17 protein-coding genes are annotated in these 16,864 nt (G+C 31.6%); 10 read left to right on the top strand and 7 right to left on the bottom strand.

The features are described 5' to 3' along the window. Positions 1 to 31 precede the first annotated feature (31 nt). Positions 32 to 820 (top strand): ADP-ribosylglycohydrolase family protein, encoded by a 789-nt coding sequence (locus SM9_RS07975; protein WP_157064716.1) that lies wholly within the window; start codon positions 32 to 34, stop codon positions 818 to 820. A 468-nt stretch (positions 821 to 1,288) separates the two neighbouring features. On the opposite strand, the gene SM9_RS07970 is transcribed toward SM9_RS07975, so the two are convergent. Then, positions 1,289 to 2,077 carry a TrmB family transcriptional regulator gene (locus SM9_RS07970; RefSeq protein ID WP_058739637.1) on the bottom strand — a complete coding sequence of 263 codons (789 nt, stop codon included), beginning with the start codon at positions 2,075 to 2,077 and terminating at the stop codon, positions 1,289 to 1,291. 121 nt (positions 2,078 to 2,198) lie between these two features. Between SM9_RS07970 and hcp the strand changes: the two genes are divergently transcribed. Both hcp and SM9_RS07960 read left to right on the top strand, forming a co-directional pair. Then, the gene (hcp, locus tag SM9_RS07965; protein WP_058739636.1) at positions 2,199 to 3,503 is read left to right on the top strand and encodes a hydroxylamine reductase; all 1,305 of its coding nucleotides are present in this window, start codon (positions 2,199 to 2,201) and stop codon (positions 3,501 to 3,503) included. 5 nt (positions 3,504 to 3,508) lie between these two features. Continuing rightward, positions 3,509 to 3,838 carry a cupin domain-containing protein gene (locus tag SM9_RS07960; protein ID WP_058740335.1) on the top strand — a complete coding sequence of 110 codons (330 nt, stop codon included), beginning with the start codon at positions 3,509 to 3,511 and terminating at the stop codon, positions 3,836 to 3,838. Positions 3,839 to 4,081: 243 nt separating this feature from the next. On the opposite strand, the gene SM9_RS07955 is transcribed toward SM9_RS07960, so the two are convergent. From SM9_RS07955 to SM9_RS07945, 3 genes are read right to left on the bottom strand one after another with little or no spacing between them, the layout of a single operon-like run. Further along, the gene (locus SM9_RS07955; RefSeq protein ID WP_058739635.1) at positions 4,082 to 4,903 is read right to left on the bottom strand and encodes a class I SAM-dependent methyltransferase; all 822 of its coding nucleotides are present in this window, start codon (positions 4,901 to 4,903) and stop codon (positions 4,082 to 4,084) included. Between the two features lie 2 nt (positions 4,904 to 4,905). Next, positions 4,906 to 5,925, bottom strand: a complete 1,020-nt coding sequence (locus SM9_RS07950; RefSeq protein WP_157064715.1) for an aldo/keto reductase — start codon at positions 5,923 to 5,925, stop codon at positions 4,906 to 4,908. Then, complete coding sequence (locus SM9_RS07945) at positions 5,915 to 6,916, bottom strand: tetratricopeptide repeat protein (RefSeq protein WP_058739633.1); 1,002 nt, start codon at positions 6,914 to 6,916, stop codon at positions 5,915 to 5,917. The genes SM9_RS07950 and SM9_RS07945 overlap by 11 nt, the downstream gene beginning before the upstream one ends. Positions 6,917 to 7,090: 174 nt before the next feature. Between SM9_RS07945 and SM9_RS07940 the strand changes: the two genes are divergently transcribed. Beyond that, on the top strand, positions 7,091 to 8,758 hold the full coding sequence (locus SM9_RS07940; RefSeq protein WP_058739632.1) for a glutamate--tRNA ligase: 1,668 nt from the start codon (positions 7,091 to 7,093) through the stop codon (positions 8,756 to 8,758). 9 nt (positions 8,759 to 8,767) lie between these two features. Further along, positions 8,768 to 9,232 (top strand): hypothetical protein, encoded by a 465-nt coding sequence (locus tag SM9_RS07935; RefSeq protein WP_058739631.1) that lies wholly within the window; start codon positions 8,768 to 8,770, stop codon positions 9,230 to 9,232. Positions 9,233 to 9,296: 64 nt separating this feature from the next. On the opposite strand, the gene SM9_RS07930 is transcribed toward SM9_RS07935, so the two are convergent. Beyond that, entirely contained in the window at positions 9,297 to 10,979 is a 1,683-nt protein-coding gene (locus tag SM9_RS07930; RefSeq protein WP_058739630.1) for a hypothetical protein, read from the bottom strand. Between the two features lie 286 nt (positions 10,980 to 11,265). Between SM9_RS07930 and SM9_RS07925 the strand changes: the two genes are divergently transcribed. Genes SM9_RS07925 through SM9_RS12420 form a run of 5 tightly spaced genes read left to right on the top strand, consistent with a single transcriptional unit; the run spans position 11,266 to position 14,375 of the window. Then, positions 11,266 to 12,501, top strand: a complete 1,236-nt coding sequence (locus tag SM9_RS07925) for an LL-diaminopimelate aminotransferase (protein WP_058739629.1) — start codon at positions 11,266 to 11,268, stop codon at positions 12,499 to 12,501. 10 nt (positions 12,502 to 12,511) lie between these two features. After that, positions 12,512 to 13,201, top strand: coding sequence for a DUF6882 domain-containing protein (locus SM9_RS07920; RefSeq protein WP_058739628.1), 690 nt, complete (start codon positions 12,512 to 12,514; stop codon positions 13,199 to 13,201). A 4-nt stretch (positions 13,202 to 13,205) separates the two neighbouring features. Continuing rightward, complete coding sequence (locus SM9_RS07915) at positions 13,206 to 13,802, top strand: DUF6891 domain-containing protein (RefSeq protein ID WP_058739627.1); 597 nt, start codon at positions 13,206 to 13,208, stop codon at positions 13,800 to 13,802. Continuing rightward, positions 13,792 to 14,070, top strand: coding sequence for a hypothetical protein (locus tag SM9_RS12425; protein WP_232299114.1), 279 nt, complete (start codon positions 13,792 to 13,794; stop codon positions 14,068 to 14,070). The genes SM9_RS07915 and SM9_RS12425 overlap by 11 nt, the downstream gene beginning before the upstream one ends. A gap of 5 nt (positions 14,071 to 14,075) precedes the next feature. Next, positions 14,076 to 14,375 (top strand): hypothetical protein, encoded by a 300-nt coding sequence (locus SM9_RS12420; RefSeq protein WP_232299113.1) that lies wholly within the window; start codon positions 14,076 to 14,078, stop codon positions 14,373 to 14,375. 102 nt (positions 14,376 to 14,477) lie between these two features. On the opposite strand, the gene SM9_RS07905 is transcribed toward SM9_RS12420, so the two are convergent. Then, positions 14,478 to 15,104, bottom strand: a complete 627-nt coding sequence (locus tag SM9_RS07905; protein WP_058739626.1) for a hypothetical protein — start codon at positions 15,102 to 15,104, stop codon at positions 14,478 to 14,480. Continuing rightward, positions 15,104 to 16,864 (bottom strand): glycosyltransferase, encoded by a 1,761-nt coding sequence (locus SM9_RS11735; RefSeq protein WP_083495886.1) that lies wholly within the window; start codon positions 16,862 to 16,864, stop codon positions 15,104 to 15,106. The genes SM9_RS07905 and SM9_RS11735 overlap by 1 nt, the downstream gene beginning before the upstream one ends.

Raw genomic sequence — 16,864 nt, 5'->3', positions numbered from 1 at the left:
TTAAATTAATTTTTTGATATAATTATTGATTATGAAAGGTATAATAGGTGCAATTTGTGGAGATATAATAGGTTCAAGTCGTGAGTTCAGACCCATTAAAACTAAAGACTTTAGGTTATATAATGGCTATTCGACATTTACTGATGATACTGTAATGACATTGGCAATTGCTTCATGGTTAATGAAAGACAAATCATCTATGGATGTTTTAGTTTCTGAAATTAAGGCTTTTGGTTTAAAGTATCCTCATGCAGGTTATGGTGGAATGTTTAAAAAATGGCTGACTCAGGACAATCCTAAACCATATGGAAGTTGGGCAAACGGGTCTGCGATGAGAGTCAGTCCTGTTGCATGGGTTGCCGATTCACTTGAGGAGTCACAAAAGCTTGCTCGCATGTCAGCTATTGTTACCCATGACCATCCTGAAGGTATAAAAGGAGCTTTAGCAACTAATGACGCCATATTTTTAGCTAAAATAGGCAAAAGTAAAAATAAAATTAAAAAACATGTTGAAAGTAATTACGGATATGACTTGAACAGGAAACTTGATGACATTAGGCCTCATTATGATTTTGATGTGTCCTGTAGGGGATCAGTTCCTGAATCAATAATCTGTTTTCTGGAAGCTGATGATTTTGAGGATACAGTCAGAAATGCAGTATCTTTGGGTGGTGATGCAGATACGCAGGCGGCCATTGCTGGAAGTATTGCCTCTGCATATTGGGATGTTCCGTCAAATATTGCTTCAAGATCCATTAAGCGTCTTGATAATAATTTACTTGAATTTTTCATTGATTTCCACGAAAGATTTGAAAAATAGTAGGGGCTTAAAAAAGCCCCTTTTTCTTTAACTTGTTTTTTTTCAATGGAGTATATCATTCACAATAAGTAATGCTTTTGGGGGAGGATACAAGTTAAAGTTTTTTTGTTTTGTACTTTATGTTTATGATGATTTTATATAGCCAAGCATTACTATAGGATTTTTCATAATTGAAGTTTTTGTCTGTGGCAATATTTTCTATTGCCATATTATACTTAGTTGTTTGAAGTATTTAAGAGTTTTTATTTGATTTCAGACAATATAACCTCTTTTTAGCAATTTTTATTTCAAAAGGTTACTTTTAATGAAATTGTAATAATTTTTACTCAGTTAAGGCAATATTTATCTATAAAATAACTGTTTGATTTATAAATGATGAGGTTAATAGTATTATTAGAGGTTAATCTCTCATTTAGTAAGTCAAAAATCAAAAATATATTATTTGGTGAACTTTCATTGCATTAGTTTTTATTTCTTTTTTTGATTTTTGGCTTTTTTACTTATTTTTTTAAATTGGTTTTCAAATCTCTCATTATAGTTTCTTGCTATATCGTCATATTGGTTCCAGATTCCTATTGCAGTTTCTGGAATCACATCACGCGTTTCTTGTGTGAATTTGGAATATGTGTGCATCATTTCCTTTGAATCAGCAATTACTAATTTCACAAATGGAATATCTGCCTTTTGCACATTAATTTCATTTTCTTTAAAGAATTTCACTATATTGAATTCTTCATTGTCAATGTAACATGTTTGTGAAGCCAATATTTTTATATCCAAATCATTTCTTTTTTTAAATTCCTTTAAAAGCATTTTTGCTTCATTTTTAAATAAAAAGCCAATCCTCATATTTATGGATTTTTTGGCTCGTTGGATAATTTCAAGTTCCTTATTGATGATTTTTTCAACACCGTATATTCTCCATATTGGTGCCTGAACCTGACTGATTCCGTTTTCATAAATGTTTGTCAATCGAGTAATTGAATCTTCAATGCTCCGGTCAAGTCTTTCCTTTTCTCTTGTGAGCACTTCAACAGGAGATTTGACGGTATATATTAATGGTCTTCCGTCCTCTATTTCTATATAATTTTTTTCATTTAACTTCTTCAGCACATCATATATTTTGCTTCGAGGAATGTTTGATTTTTCTGATATGTCTACAGCTGTTGCTGATATTAATGCGGTGAGTGTTACATATGCCTGAGCTTCATACATTGTTAAGCCTATCCCTTTCAGTAAATGTACATCATCATTCATGTTTTATTATATTTTTATTATATTATTTAAGTTTTCTACTTTTAACCCTTGAAAAGTTACAAAATCTTTATATACCTTTCAATTTAAACAATATATTATAAAATTAATTTGAGGTAATAATATGGCAGATGGATTAGATATGTTTTGTTATCAATGTTCCCAAACCGCAAAGGGAACTGGATGTACTGTAAGTGGAGTATGTGGTAAAAAACCAACTGTAGCAAGATTACAGGATAATTTAATCTTTACTATGAAAGGTATTAGTGCATACAATTACAATGCAAATGTTTTAGGTAAGAAAAACCCTGAAATCGATGAATTCTTAACCAAAGGTTTATACACAACCTTAACCAATGTTAACTTCGATGTTGAAGATTTAGTTGCTCTTGCTTTAGAAGCAGGAAAAGTAAGTGTAGATGTAATGAGATTACTCAAAGATGCACACATTGAAGCATATGGAGAACCACAACCTGTTGAAGTAAAAGTAGGTGCACAGGAAGGACCTGCAATTATTGTAACCGGTCACGATTTAAAAGCATTAGAAGAATTATTAAAACAAGTGGAAGGTACCGACATTAAAGTTTACACTCACTCTGAAATGTTACCTGCTCATGGTTACCCTGGATTAAACAAATATGAAAACTTAGCAGGACAATTGGGTGGAGCATGGCATGATCAAAGAACAATCTTCGCTAAATACAATGCAGCTATCGTTGGAACCAGTAACTGTGTACTTCCAGCATTAGACTCCTACAAAGAAAGAATGTTCACTATGGATGTAGCTAAATTAGAAGGAGTAAAAACTGTAGAAGATTATGACTTTTCAGAAGTAATTGAATGTGCAAAATCCTTAGGATCATTAGAACCGGAAGAATTAACTACAATCACTACTGGTTGGAGTGCAGGAGCTATTGTTGAACATGCAGAAAAAATTAAAGAATTGGTATTGGACGGCAAAATATCCAGATTCTTCGTTGTCGGTGGATGTGATAAAGCAGCAAAACACAACAACTACTACAGAGAATTTGTACAAAACTTACCTGAAGACACTGTTATCTTAACATTAGCCTGTGGAAAATACAAATTCAATGATTTGGATTTAGGAGATATTGAAGGAATACCAAGATTATTGGATGTTGGTCAATGTAATGATACAATTGTAGCAGTAGATGTAGCATTAGCTTTATGTGACCTATTCGAAATGGAATTAAATGAATTGCCATTAACAATTGTATTAAGTTGGATGGAACAAAAAGCAGCAGCAGTTTTATGGGCTTTATTATACCTTGGAAAAACTGACATGTGGATTGGACCAGTCCTCCCTGCATGGTGTAATGATGATATCATCAACGTTTTAGTTGAAAACTATAATCTCACTCCAATATCTGGTAATGCTTTAGTAGATATTAAACAGATTATGGGATGAGAATGATGAGTGATGATATTAAAGCAAAAGCGTTAGATATAGAAAAATTAGTTGAATACCAGGATGATACTGTAGTAAGTCGTGAAGTAATCAAAAAAGAGTTAGGCACAGTCACTTTCTTTGCATTTGATCAAGGTCAAGGATTATCAGAACACTCTGCTCCTTTTGATGCAATGGTTCAAATTATTGATGGTGAAGCAGAAATTACAATTTCTGGCGTTAAAAATACTGTCAAAAAAGGTGAAATAATAATTATGCCTGCAAATGAACCCCATGCACTTCAAGCAGTAAACAGTCCATATAAAATGATTTTAACCATGATTAAATCAAATTAAGGACTTTAAAATGCTATAGATTTAATCTATAGTATTTTTTTACTTTTTTCTATAATTAACATATTAGCTATTTTTTTTGTATGTAGTATAAACTGTTTTTAATGTTTTGTATTGTGAAAATTGTTTTTTAACCTATTATGCCTGAATAGGAGTTTTTAGATTCGATATTTCTAGTTATAAATCTCGGGGTTTGAAAAACTACCTTAATTGATTTATATGTGTGTTTAAAACATTTCCATATTTTTAATCCTTTTTCCACCAAATCAAAATCCAGTCTGCCTTGTCTTTTTTGTTATATAGTTTTCCGGTTTTAGGATTTTTGGTTAAAATTTTTTCAAGGTATTCTTTTAGCTTGTCTTTTTCTTCATCATTCAATAAATCAAGGCGGAATTTACCGTTGTCCATTGCCTCTTCGATATTGTCATATTCCCTATATGCCTTAATGTCCAATCTTTCAACATTTGCATAGATTCCCATATTAAATAGTATGTTGAATAGGTAATTGTGTCCTGGAAAATGCTTGTTTTCACGTCCAATGTATTCATTAAATTCTCCCTCAATTTTCCAGTTTTCAGGACCAAAGAGCGTAATGAATACATATTTGGTGGCTATTCTATCAATGGTTTTCAGGGTTTCTTTGATTGGGATTATTCCATTAAGTGATCTTGAAGCTAGTACAATATCATGAGCACCAACGTCTTCATAAGTAATGTCTTCTAGAGGTTTTAAAATGGTTTTTACATTTTCAATGCCTCTTTCCTGTGCTCTTTGATTTAATAATTCAAGCATTTTAGGTGATGAGTCGACACCAGTAACACTTTTTGCTTTTTTAGCTAAGGGTAATGTAATTGAGCCTTCTCCACAACCCAAATCAAGCACGCTGTCATTTTCATCTATAATCAATTTTGAAAATAATAATTCATGATAGTCATCTTTTTTGGCTCTTTTATGAAAAGATACGGCTGCCTTATCCCAATCTTTTCCACGGTCTTCCTTTTGTTTTAATTCATTTTCCCAAAATTCATCCCATTTCAATTCATTTGGATTTTCAATGCATTGCTTCATGTTTACACCTTGGTTTTTCCATCTAATACATTTTGATAGTCTTCATAGTTTTCTTTAAGCAGACGTGGAATGTCCAGTTCATATGGGCAGTTATCCACACATGCATAACATTCAATACATTCGTTTGTATTTTCCATTATTTCCAGATATTCTTCAGTTAAGTAAGGTTCTGCCGGAAATCTTCTAATCCATAGCGACATTCTTGCACACATGCTTATGTTAATATCCTGCGGACATGGCATACAGTATCCGCACCCTCTGCAGAAGTCTTCACCAAGTTCCTTTTTATCTTTTGTGATGGCTTTTTTCAATTCATCATTTAATATGGTGTTTTCATCATATGATAAAAATTCATTAAGCTCCTCTAGCTTTTGTATGCCCCATATTGGAAGAACATTGTCAAATTGATTCATGTATGCATAGGATGCTTTTGAATTTGTTATTAATCCTCCACCCATTGCTTTCATAGCTATAAAACCAACATCAAACTCTTTACATTTATTTACCAAGTTAATTTCCTGCTTTCCGCTTAGGTATGAGAATGGATATTGCAATGTTTCGTAGAGTCCTGATTCAATAGCTTCATGAGCGAATGTGATTTTATGTGTTGTAATGCCAATATGTTTTATTAATCCCTCTTCTTTAGCTTCCAACATGGCTTTATACAGGTCATCATCACCTTTTGGACAAAATGAAATATTGTGGAATTGATATAAATCAAGATAGTCTGTTTTCATACTTTTTAGGGAAGTTTCCAGTTGCTTCCAGAATTCATCCACCTCTTCAGCAGCCCCTTTGCTTGCAAGGTAAATGTTTTCACGCACATCTTCAAATGCTTTGCCTAGTTTGGCTTCACTGTCTGTATAAAAATGGGCTGTGTCATAGAAATCAATGCCATTTTCATAAGCGTGTAATAGAATTTCAACTGAATCATCCATATTTCTTCTTTGGATTGGAAGTGCTCCAAATCCATTTTTATTAACTTCTAAATTTGTTTTTCCAAGTCTCATTTTAATAACCATTCATTTTCAATATTACATACATTATAAGAATAATTATTAATATTATGATTGATGTTCTTGCTGAAAAAAATCTGGTTTTTCTAAATTCGCGGTCTTTTACTTCGCCAGTTTTCATTATTCTTTCCTTTTCAAAAGAACATTTCTGATAAATCTGCTCCAAATCCTTTGGAAGTCTGCCATGTTTATTCAGCATGTTGATTGTTTTATTCAAATATTTTATTGCTTCGGATTCGTCTTTAAGTTTTACGCAACAGAATGCAGATTTATAATTGAAATTTGTTAATAATTCCAAATCATCAATTTTACTTTCATATTCTATGCAGTGATTATAGTTTTTTAAAGCTTCTTTGTATTCTCCAAGTTCATATAATGCATCTGCCTTTGAATTATATCCAATTACAGTATCTTCGTTTTGAAGTGATCTTTCAAGATATTCAAGTGCCTTATTGTTTTCACCATTTTTCTGAAGCATCTGACCTTTATATAAATCAGATTTTGTATCTCCACCATATGTATTTTCATAATTATTCAGATTAGTTAATGCCTCTTCATAGCGTTTTGCTTGAATCAGGAGTTCGATTTTACTCATTTTAATTTCTTTTTTAGAAATACGTGGTTTTTCTATTGGAGAATAAGATTTATACTTTTCTTCAGCCTTATCCATATATTCCAATGCTTCATCAACTTTATTCTTATTGAATCTTGACATTGCCTTATCACATAATGCATTAATGGAGCGAGGTTGCTTTTTAAGATATTCATCAAAGTACTTTTCCCCATAATCTCCATTGTCATGGGTTTCATCATAATACTGATAATACATGCCTTTTTCTTCTAATGCAAGTAAGTAATCCTCATCAATCAGTAAATCCAAAATAGTCATATATTCTTCGATATCATCTTTGGAATGTCTTTTCTTTGCTATTTTAAGAGCTTCTTTATAGTTTTCATCTTGAATGTATAGTTTTGCTTGTTCTACAGCATCACTCATTTTATCGACCTATATTTTTTATGCAACTCCATTTTTTTAATAACTACTCTATTTCATTTTTGTTTTTTAAATTAATATATATTTTTAAAAAACATTAACTATTTTTAACAAGAAAATCATATCTAATTATATATTAATCTTATTTTTATTAAAATTTAGAATTGTGATGATTAAATGAATGATTTAGAAGAAATTGTATATAAACATGCTTTGTTAAATGCAGCTAAACATAAAGGAAGTGCAAATCCTGGTGCTGTTATGGGTTCTATAATGGCAAATGAACCTGAACTAAGAAGTAGAGCAAAAGAAATAGGACCTCTTGCAGGTAAAATTGTAGCAAAAGTTAATAATTTATCTGCAGAAGAGCAGGCAAGTGAAATGGAAAAATATCATGTGGAAGTCCAAGAGAAAAAACAAGTTAAGGAAGTAGGACTTCAGGAGCTTCCTGGAACTCATGAAAATATTGTATTACGTTTTGCTCCAAATCCAAGTGGACCACTCCATATTGGCCACTCAAGAGCTGCAGTTCCAAATGCTGAATATGTGAAAAGACATGATGGTAAATTGATTTTAAGAATTGAAGACACTGATCCTAAAAGAGTTTATGAAGATGCTTATGAGATGATTCCTCAGGATTTGAAATGGTTGGGAATCAATCCTGATGAAATAATTTATCAATCTGACAGATTTGAAATTTATTATGATTATGCTCGTCAATTAATAGAAAAAGGTGCAGCTTACATGTGTACCTGTGACGGTGCTACATTCAAAGAACTTAAAGACAATTGTAAAGCATGTCCATGCAGAGATAATTCAGTTGAAGAAAATTTGGAATTATGGGATAAATTTGATACAATGGATGCTGGAGATGCAGTATTAAGAGTAAAAACAGATATAAATCATAAAAATCCTGCAATTCGCGATTGGGTAGCAATGAGGCTTGTTGATGAAACCCATCCAAGATTAGGTAATAAATACAGAATATATCCAATGATGAATTTCTCTGTAGCAGTGGATGATCACTTGATGGGAATGACTCATGTTTTAAGGGGAAAAGACCACTTGGCAAACAGTGAAAAACAGAAATACCTTTATGACCATATGGGATGGGATTTGCCCGAATTCATTCATTATGGTAGGTTAAAAATGGAAGATATTGCTTTAAGTACTTCAAAAGCATTGGAAGGTATTGAAAATGGAACTTATAGCGGCTGGGATGATCCTAGACTTGGAACATTAAGGGCAGTTGCAAGACGTGGAATCGATCCAAGAACTATTTACAATCTAATTACAGAAATTGGTGTTAAAATGGCTGATTCAGCTATCAGCTGGAAAAAGATATATGGATTAAATCGTAATCTTTTGGAACCAATAGCTAATCGTTATTTCTTTGTTGAAGATCCTCAGCTAATTGAAGTTAAAAATTATGAAGATGGTGAAGTCGTAATTGAAAGGCCTCTTCATGCAGACCATTTGGACAGAGGAAACAGATTGCTTCCATTTGACGGTAAAGCTTATTTGGCTAAAGATGATATCAGTGATGGCATATTCCGATTGATGGATGCTGTTAATGTAGATATTTCAGGAGATGATGTGACCTATAATTCAACTTCATTTGAAGATGCAAGAGACTTGAAGGCCAGAATCATTCAATGGGTTCCTGTTGAAGAGAATGTAAAAGTTACTATTGTAATGGACGATGCATCACTTAAAACAGGACTTGGGGAATCTGCATTATGTGATTTGAAAGTTGGAGACATTGTTCAATTTGAAAGAGTAGGATTCGCTCGTTTGGATGAAATCAAAGATGATGAATTGATATTTTACTATGCACACAAATAGGGTGGTCAGATGACATTTTTCACTAATGGATTTGTTACATTGCAAACACCAAAGGATTTTGATCCAATCCCTAATAAGGGGGAATTCGTTGAATTATCATTGGTCAACCCGAACATTCCAATGACTATTAAATTTTCAACTACTCCCACTATGGCCGGTCTTCCGGAAATAAAAAATGCAATGGAAGAACAGTTGGAAGCCAATCCGAATATTGATGTTCAAACTGCAGATTTCATAGCTATTAATGATGATATCTACTATATGATAATATCATCCATATCAACTAAGGAAAGCCAGATTAGAAGAAATGAATTCATGTATGTTCAGGATAATAATTTATATTCATTTGAATTTGTCTATCCTTATGCTGATGCAGAATTAGATGATTTTTATTTGAATTTCATTCGTTCAATGGATATCAAAAAGGCTAAATATCTTTTGTGTGATGAAGGTTATAAATTAAATGATGGCTGATTAGTCATTCTCTTTTTTTTAAGATATAAAAATGATAAAAAAATCTGTCATAATTATGACAGATTTAATAGATTTTTTTAATGTCTTTTGGTTTAATGGTAATGTTTTGTCTTCTGTATTTTACTTTAATGTTATCTCCATTAATTGAGTAGACTTTACTTGAATATGTTTCTCCTTCGTGGTTAAATATGATTTCATCACCCTTGCGAAGAACTTCTTCATTATTGTTGATAACTACTTTAAGACTGGACTTTTCAGGTATTGCTTTTGGAGTAGGAATTTTTTCTTCTTTGATTGGGGCACTGACTTCTTCAGCCACATTATTTTTAGCATTATTGAATACCTTCCGAGTGTTTTCTTGTCTTAATTGTTCTTCTTCTGTTGGTTCTACATAATCAACATGAGTTTCATTTATGATTGGTGCATAGTCATCATAGTATTCGTTAGCTTCTTCAGTATATGAATTCACGTTTCTGATGAATTCCTCATTAGGTTCATCAATATCATCATATTCTGGAGTTAATTTTTCGCGAATATCTTTTACGATGCTTGAATTTTTAATTGTATTTGTAATTTTAGCTAAGTCTTTTCTATAGTCAAGATCGCTTAATTCACCGTTTTCATCTTCAAATAAGTTTGATGAATCAATTGGTGCACCGAATTCATAATCTTCATCAGCACCAGATAAAATGCTTATGCTGTCTTCTTCCACTTTAGTTGGTGTTTTTAAAGGAGGTGTTTTGATTTTTTCACTTTCAGGAATTGCATCACTGATTTTTTCCGCTTTTTCTTCTTTAGGTTTAGCTTCTTTAGTTATTTCTACTTTTTTCTCATCCTCTTCTATTTGGAGTGTTTCCTGAACAGTACTTTCTTCTTTTGGTTTTTCGCTATCTTTTTTGATTACTGCATCAGTTATGGATTTTGTTTCAGAAATTTCAGGGATTTCTTCTTTTTCCTTTTCATTTTCTGTGGTAGCAGTATTTATAGCTTCAGCAATATCTTTTTGAGAAGCTGTTGATTGGGGTGCTAAGTCATCACTGCCTGTAGATTTGATTGCCGCAGCGATTTCATGCATTTTTTCAATGCTGCTTTTAATATCAGTAATATCTTTATTTTCTGAAGATTCTTCAGCTTCTTTATTTTTCTTGATGCTTTCTTTAATATCACTATTATCTTCAGCTTCTTTTTTTATGGTTTGAGATTCTTTTTCCCTTTCGTCATCTTTTCTTTTTGATTCTTTAATTAATTCATCAATTGTAAATAAATCTTTAAGTTCGTGTTTACTTTCAGTTGTCTTTTTGAAAGTAATATCTGTGGTTTCATCTTTATTATTTTTGGCCATAATATCTCTCTGGGTATCGGTTATTGGTTCTTGGAACTTTTGAACATTGTCATCATAATTAATTAACACCTGATTTTGGGAAGAATAACTAATATTTCTATTTGGTATTTTATTCTCTGGAACAATATATGGATTGAATTCTTTATCTGGTTGTATTCCTTCTTTACGAAGACTAATGACTGGTTCTTCTTCTTTTGAAAAATAGTTTGTAATATGGTTAGTGCGTTGTTTATGTTTATTTTCATTATCATTTTTGGAAACTATTTCCTGCAATGGGGTGGATGTAAAATCCGAATATTCAATTTCTTCATCTTTTTTGTCATTAAAATACATTTTTACAATTATTATAGCGATTATACCTATTATCAGTATTGCTACCCACACTAGAATCAATGTTTCATTCATTTATATTACTTCCTATTTTTCAATTTATCATAATATATTTATCTAAATTCTTTATTATATAGTTTTATATTAAATCAAGTTATTTGAAAAAAATTCTTTTGTTTTTAAAAATTTATTCTGTTTTCTTTTAAAAAAGTTATTTTTGTATATCTCATTTTATATTTGGAATTCAATTTGTGAAAAGGGTAATCTAAATATAACAAAAATTTTTTTAACAATTTATTTTATATATTTTGAAAATTATATTATTATTATATTAAATTTTTAATTTTTTAGAGGTTTGATTATGGTTGTTAAAATTAATGAAAATTATCTTAAATTAAAAAGTAGTTATCTTTTTGTTGAAGTGGCTAGGAGAGAAGCTGAATTTGTAGAAGCTAATCCTGATGCAGATATTATTAAGATGGGAATTGGTGATGTAACAAAACCTTTAGTTCCTGCTGTTGTTGATGCATTTAAATCTGCAGTTGATGAAATGGCCGATGCAGAAACTTTCATGGGATACGGTCCTGAACAGGGTTACGGATTTTTAGCTGAAGCTATCATTGAAAATGACTACAAAAAATATGGTATTGAATTGGATACCAGTGAAGTTTTCATAAGCGATGGTGCTAAATGTGACACAGGTAACATCCAGGAAATTTTTGGATTAGACAATAAAATTGCAGTTACCGATCCGGTGTATACTGTATATGTTGATACTAATGTTATGGCTGGAAGAACTGGTGAAATGGGTGATGATGGAATGTATGAAGGATTAACTTACCTCAAATGTAATGCTGACAATGATTTTGTTCCTGAATTGCCATCTGAACCGGTTGATATTATTTATTTATGTTACCCAAATAACCCTACAGGCACTACATTAACTAAAGACCAGTTAAAAGTATTTGTTGATTACGCAAAAGAAAATAAAGTAATCATATTATTTGATGCGGCTTATGAAGCATTCATTCATGAGGATAATGTTCCACATTCAATTTATGAAATTGAAGGGGCTCGTGAAGTTGCTATTGAATTCAAGAGTTTTTCAAAAACCGCAGGATTTACCGGAACCCGTTGTGCATACACTGTTGTTCCTAAAGAATTGATGGCATATGACGGCGAAGGCAATGTAGTTGAAGTTAATCCATTATGGAACAGAAGACAAACTACAAAATTCAATGGAGTGTCATATCCTGTTCAAAAAGCTGCTGAAGCAACATATTCTGAAGATGGTAAAGCTCAAATTAAAGAAGTTCTTGATTATTATATGGAAAACGCTAAAGTAATCAGAGAAAGTTTAACTGACATGGGTCTTGAAGTCTATGGAGGAATCAGTTCCCCTTACATTTGGGTAAAAACTCCTAATGATATGGATTCATGGGACTTCTTTGATATTCTATTGAATGAGGCTAACGTAATTGGTACTCCAGGATCTGGATTCGGGCCAAGTGGTGAAGGATATTTAAGATTAACTGCATTCAATACTTTAGAAAATACAAAAGAAGCAATGGAAAGAATTTCAAAACTTGAATTTTAGGTGATTGACTTTGAAAACTATTGAAGAACCTGTTGTCATTCGTGAAGGAGATTCATTTAAAGTAGTCTTATCAAAATATGGTGCTTTGGCACTAGATAAACAAGAAAATTTATCAGAATTAATTGGTGATGTTGAAGGAGATTTAGATTTGGAGAATGGTATTTTAATATTTGATGATATTAAATTGCCTATTCAGATTTTAGGATTCTACCGTGAGGATTTAAAACAATGGTCCTGGGCTTGGGACAGTGAAGAAATTTTCGGTGATGAATTAATCAAGGCAGCCATCGAAATGAAACAAGCAGGAATTGATGCGGGAATTCCAGAATTTTCCACTTCTGTAATCCAAGCGGATTTCAATGATTGTCATACATTGGCAATGGCAACTGTTGGAATCTTGGATTTCGATGCATATTATGCTGTAAATGAAGAGGGATTGGATATATTTGTAGCTATTGAAAAAGGCAATGTTCCGGAAGTCAATAGTGTCGAGAAATTTAAAGATACTTTCTATACTTTCCAAAAGAATTTCAATATTTATCCAAAAATAGCTTTTGATGCTTATACTAAACTTAAAGGCCATGGCATTAAACATCATGATGATTTTGATATTGCATGTTTGGGAGAAAGCCGCATAATTGTCGGATTTACTGAAAGAGGAAATGTAAAAACTATTCAAATGTTACTTGAAGAAGAGTGATTGCATGAATCAGGATTTAGTTGATGAAATAGAATACATGATAGATTTATTAACTAAATCTGGTTTTTTTTCACAAGATGAGATATTGGAAATTTTAGAAGATCAGTTCATTGAATATGAAATTGATTTTTCTGAGTTTGATATTTCTCCAAATGATTTTAACAACAATAATTTCTCTGTTCTGGAGAAAACCTTTAAAAAATTATCTGAAAAAGCAATCATTTGTGTACACAACTGCGGATATGACTTTAAAGAAGGTGTTGATGATATTTACGAATTGTATGTTCATCTAATTAACAACAAATATTCTGCTTTAGGGTTCTGCTTTTATACATTTGAAGATGTGGAACAAGCTATTGAGAGGGATATTCTCAAATTAACTTTCGGTGATTTTCAAAGAGATGAAAATAAATCTTTGGAAATAGGTGAAATAGTTTATCAAAAGTTAATTGATGCAAAATTTAAAGTCAATTGGGACAATACTGTCAATTCTCCTATTGAAATTATTAACTTTAAGTGGGATAAGAAATATAGTGAAGATACAGAATATGAAATTGAAGGTGCTTATGAATTATTTACAGGTGTTATGAATGAAAAATGATTCTTTAAGATTGATTGAAGATGTTATTGGTAATTTTGCTAAATTGGCTTCTATTGAGATTTCGGGCGATTCTATTTATTTGGAATTTATTGATGTCGAGCTGGGCAATCCAAAAAATGATGAAGTATTATCATTATCTGTACGATTTGCTAAAAATTCATTTTTCACAGTTTTTTATGATAATATTTGGGATATAGATTTTGTTTCAAATTTCAATTATAAAAATCATTTTTTACAGGAGGAAATTGTTTTAAATATCAAAAAATAAAATTTTTGGATTTTGAATATTTAAACACTTTCTTTTATAATTATCAGAAAGAAAAAGACTTTTCTTTAGAATCCGAATTTGATGTTCATAATATCCGTACAGATTTCTTCTGTTTAATTGAATTTGGAAACGTTGCAATTGCTGTTGGAGGAAATGAAATGGATTTCTTTACTCCTACAGAAAGATTGAATGATGATATCTTGAAAGAGTTGTCTAATCAGTGGATGATGTATTATTTAACTTATCATCAAAAAAGAAATCTTATAAAAGATCCTATGTGTGAAAATCATCCTTTCAACAGATAGATGTCTTAACTTTTTTTATTTTTTTAAATAAATAATGGATTTAATTAAAATTTCATTTAATTATTTTTAATGGTTATGGCAATAGCCATCAAATTATGATAGCTATTTTTGTTTAATCATGTTTGAAAAGAAATTGTATATTCCTCTGATTCCTGAGAAAAATCCATTGTAGTGATTATTGTGGATATTTGACATATCATCTTCTATGCGGTCATCAACTTCTTTTAAAAATGTAGTGTTGTTATAGTCATGACTTGTAAAGTAATGAACCTGTATGGAATAATTGGTATCTTCCTTAGGGAAAACATAATTAACTCCAATATGACTCCATGTAATATTATTGTCTCTGGATGGATTGGTGAAATATTCTTTAGAGACTGGAACGCCACTGAGTGTAGTATTTTCAACTTTCAATACTTCAAAACCACCATTTTCCATAGATGCGAATTTTTCATTCGATATTGATGTGATATGGTCTTCTGGCCAATCATCCCAATGGTCAATATATACATATTCATTTGTAATTGCATGTGGAGTTTTGGATTGGTTTGTTTGATTTAATTCTTCTGTTGTGTTCCATGCCTGAGGAACTACTGTAACGCTGTGGTCAAAATCAATTGTCCTATCAGTTTGAACACTTAAAAAACTGTTGATTCCATTAATGTTTGCAGCAAGGAATATGATAATGATTGCTAAGATTATACTACGAATCACGTCTTGTCTTCTCATTAATCTTGTCCTCCCTTATGCTCAGTTTTAGCCCATTTGCGCTCTTTTCTTGTCATCATACTAACCATCGTCATGAAAAACAGTGGAATTAAATGGAAACAGTAAATGTAATATTTGACAATATCTTTGATAAATTCTATAATTCCTGGACTGTCTCTGGATAATGCAAGCATTATTCCTGGGAAAAATGAAATTGCAGATAAAATACCTACAATGAATGGGGCTTCCATTCTTATAATGGTCACATCATGTAAAAGAAGCCAGGATATTGCATTTGCAATGGTTATGATAAAACCAAAGAATATGAGTAAATTGAAACTGTAAAATGAAATGTGTTCGATGATTCCGAATTTTTTAGGAATTGATACTTTTGACCTTAAGATTTGCGGCAAATATATGAAAAGTGTTTCAAAGTTACCGATTGCCCACCTAACTCTTTGTCTGAAAAATGGTTTCCATTGGGTAATTGCTTCCTGATAAACAGCTGCTTCACCACAGTATCTTATTTTTCCACCTCTAAGCATTATTTTTACAGCCAGGTTAAGGTCTTCAGTTACAGCAAATCCGTCCCATTTTCCACAGTCAACTATTGACTGCTTTCTAACAAATTGGCCGTTTCCTCCTAAAAATCCTGTATTTCCCAAATTGTCTTTGGCTCTTAGGGTATTTCCAAAGCTTGCAAATTCGACATGTTGCATTCGCGTTAAAAAATTTTCATCACGGTTATACATTTTCACTCTTGACTGCACGCCGTCAATTGCGGGATCGGCCACATAAGCAACTATTTTAGTAAGATAGTCTTTACATATTTTAGTGTCCGCATCAAAAACACCAATTACTTCGCCTCTTGATAATGTTAATGCATCGTTAAGTACAAATCCTTTTCCTTTCCCTGATACTGGAGGTTTTCTTGTAACAATTTTTAATTGAGGCAAATCTTCTTTGATGTCATGTAGAATTGCGCCCGTTCTGTCAGTTGAACCGTCATTTATAACAATAACTTCAAAATGAGGTTTGCCATCAACATAATAATCGGATTCACACACGCTTCTAACAGTCATTTCAATTGTTGCCTGTTCGTTGTGTGCAGGTATAAAAACGCTTACAAATGGCTTTTCATAATCATATGTTACTTCTGCTGGTTTTTTAATACTGGCTATTCCATTAATTAACATTGCTGCAGTAGGAATAAGTAAAACCCATTGAAGCCAGGTAGCATTTCTTGATAGAATTGCCATAATGATTAATGCAACACATAATACTAAAAGAAAACTGGAATCTGACTTTTCAATTAACAATTCCGTATTTTTTTCATCAATTTTAGTTTTGGCTTCAACAATCTTTTGATTATTCAATTCATGTTTTCTAATAGCTACTGCCATTGCACGCTGTAACTCTTCTTTATCGATTTCTTTAAATAAATATCCGTATGGAGTAATCATCAATACTTTATCCACCATATCATCGAAACGTTCTCCAACGATGACTATGTCTGGGATATCATATTTTTCTAAATCTTTGGCTAATTTAATTAAATCAATATTTTCGATTTCAGAATCGAGTAAAACAAGATTGGGGGATAATCTTGCAATTTTATCTTTTATCTTCTCTTTGGTATCTGCAGATCCTATAAAATTGTAGTCATAATCCTCAATATATTCTCTTAATTGGTTAATCAATTCATTATCTGAACTGATTACTAAAATGTCCGGATGGGATTTTGCAAGTGAAGTAACTTCATTCAATTCGTTAGAATTCAT

It is taken from the genome of Methanobrevibacter millerae, assembly GCF_001477655.1.
Lineage (GTDB): Archaea > Methanobacteriota > Methanobacteria > Methanobacteriales > Methanobacteriaceae > Methanocatella > Methanocatella millerae_A.
The sequence above is the reverse complement of the archived record's forward strand: the minus strand, read 5'-3'. Positions and strand labels throughout refer to the sequence as shown.

Excerpts from the sequence above, each read along its gene's own strand:
- SM9_RS07935 (WP_058739631.1), top strand. The coding sequence starts at position 8,768 with ATGACATTTTTCACTAATGGATTTGTTACATTGCAAACACCAAAGGAT.
- SM9_RS11735 (WP_083495886.1), bottom strand. The coding sequence starts at position 16,864 with ATGAATTCTAACGAATTGAATGAAGTTACTTCACTTGCAAAATCCCAT.
- SM9_RS07925 (WP_058739629.1), top strand. The coding sequence starts at position 11,266 with ATGGTTGTTAAAATTAATGAAAATTATCTTAAATTAAAAAGTAGTTAT.
- SM9_RS07905 (WP_058739626.1), bottom strand. The coding sequence starts at position 15,104 with ATGAGAAGACAAGACGTGATTCGTAGTATAATCTTAGCAATCATTATC.
- SM9_RS07955 (WP_058739635.1), bottom strand. The coding sequence starts at position 4,903 with ATGAAGCAATGCATTGAAAATCCAAATGAATTGAAATGGGATGAATTT.
- SM9_RS07940 (WP_058739632.1), top strand. The coding sequence starts at position 7,091 with ATGAATGATTTAGAAGAAATTGTATATAAACATGCTTTGTTAAATGCA.
- SM9_RS07945 (WP_058739633.1), bottom strand. The coding sequence starts at position 6,916 with ATGAGTGATGCTGTAGAACAAGCAAAACTATACATTCAAGATGAAAAC.
- SM9_RS07930 (WP_058739630.1), bottom strand. The coding sequence starts at position 10,979 with ATGAATGAAACATTGATTCTAGTGTGGGTAGCAATACTGATAATAGGT.
- SM9_RS07950 (WP_157064715.1), bottom strand. The coding sequence starts at position 5,925 with ATGGTTATTAAAATGAGACTTGGAAAAACAAATTTAGAAGTTAATAAA.
- SM9_RS07970 (WP_058739637.1), bottom strand. The coding sequence starts at position 2,077 with ATGAATGATGATGTACATTTACTGAAAGGGATAGGCTTAACAATGTAT.
- SM9_RS07960 (WP_058740335.1), top strand. The coding sequence starts at position 3,509 with ATGAGTGATGATATTAAAGCAAAAGCGTTAGATATAGAAAAATTAGTT.
- hcp (WP_058739636.1), top strand. The coding sequence starts at position 2,199 with ATGGCAGATGGATTAGATATGTTTTGTTATCAATGTTCCCAAACCGCA.
- SM9_RS12425 (WP_232299114.1), top strand. The coding sequence starts at position 13,792 with ATGAAAAATGATTCTTTAAGATTGATTGAAGATGTTATTGGTAATTTT.
- SM9_RS07975 (WP_157064716.1), top strand. The coding sequence starts at position 32 with ATGAAAGGTATAATAGGTGCAATTTGTGGAGATATAATAGGTTCAAGT.
- SM9_RS07915 (WP_058739627.1), top strand. The coding sequence starts at position 13,206 with ATGAATCAGGATTTAGTTGATGAAATAGAATACATGATAGATTTATTA.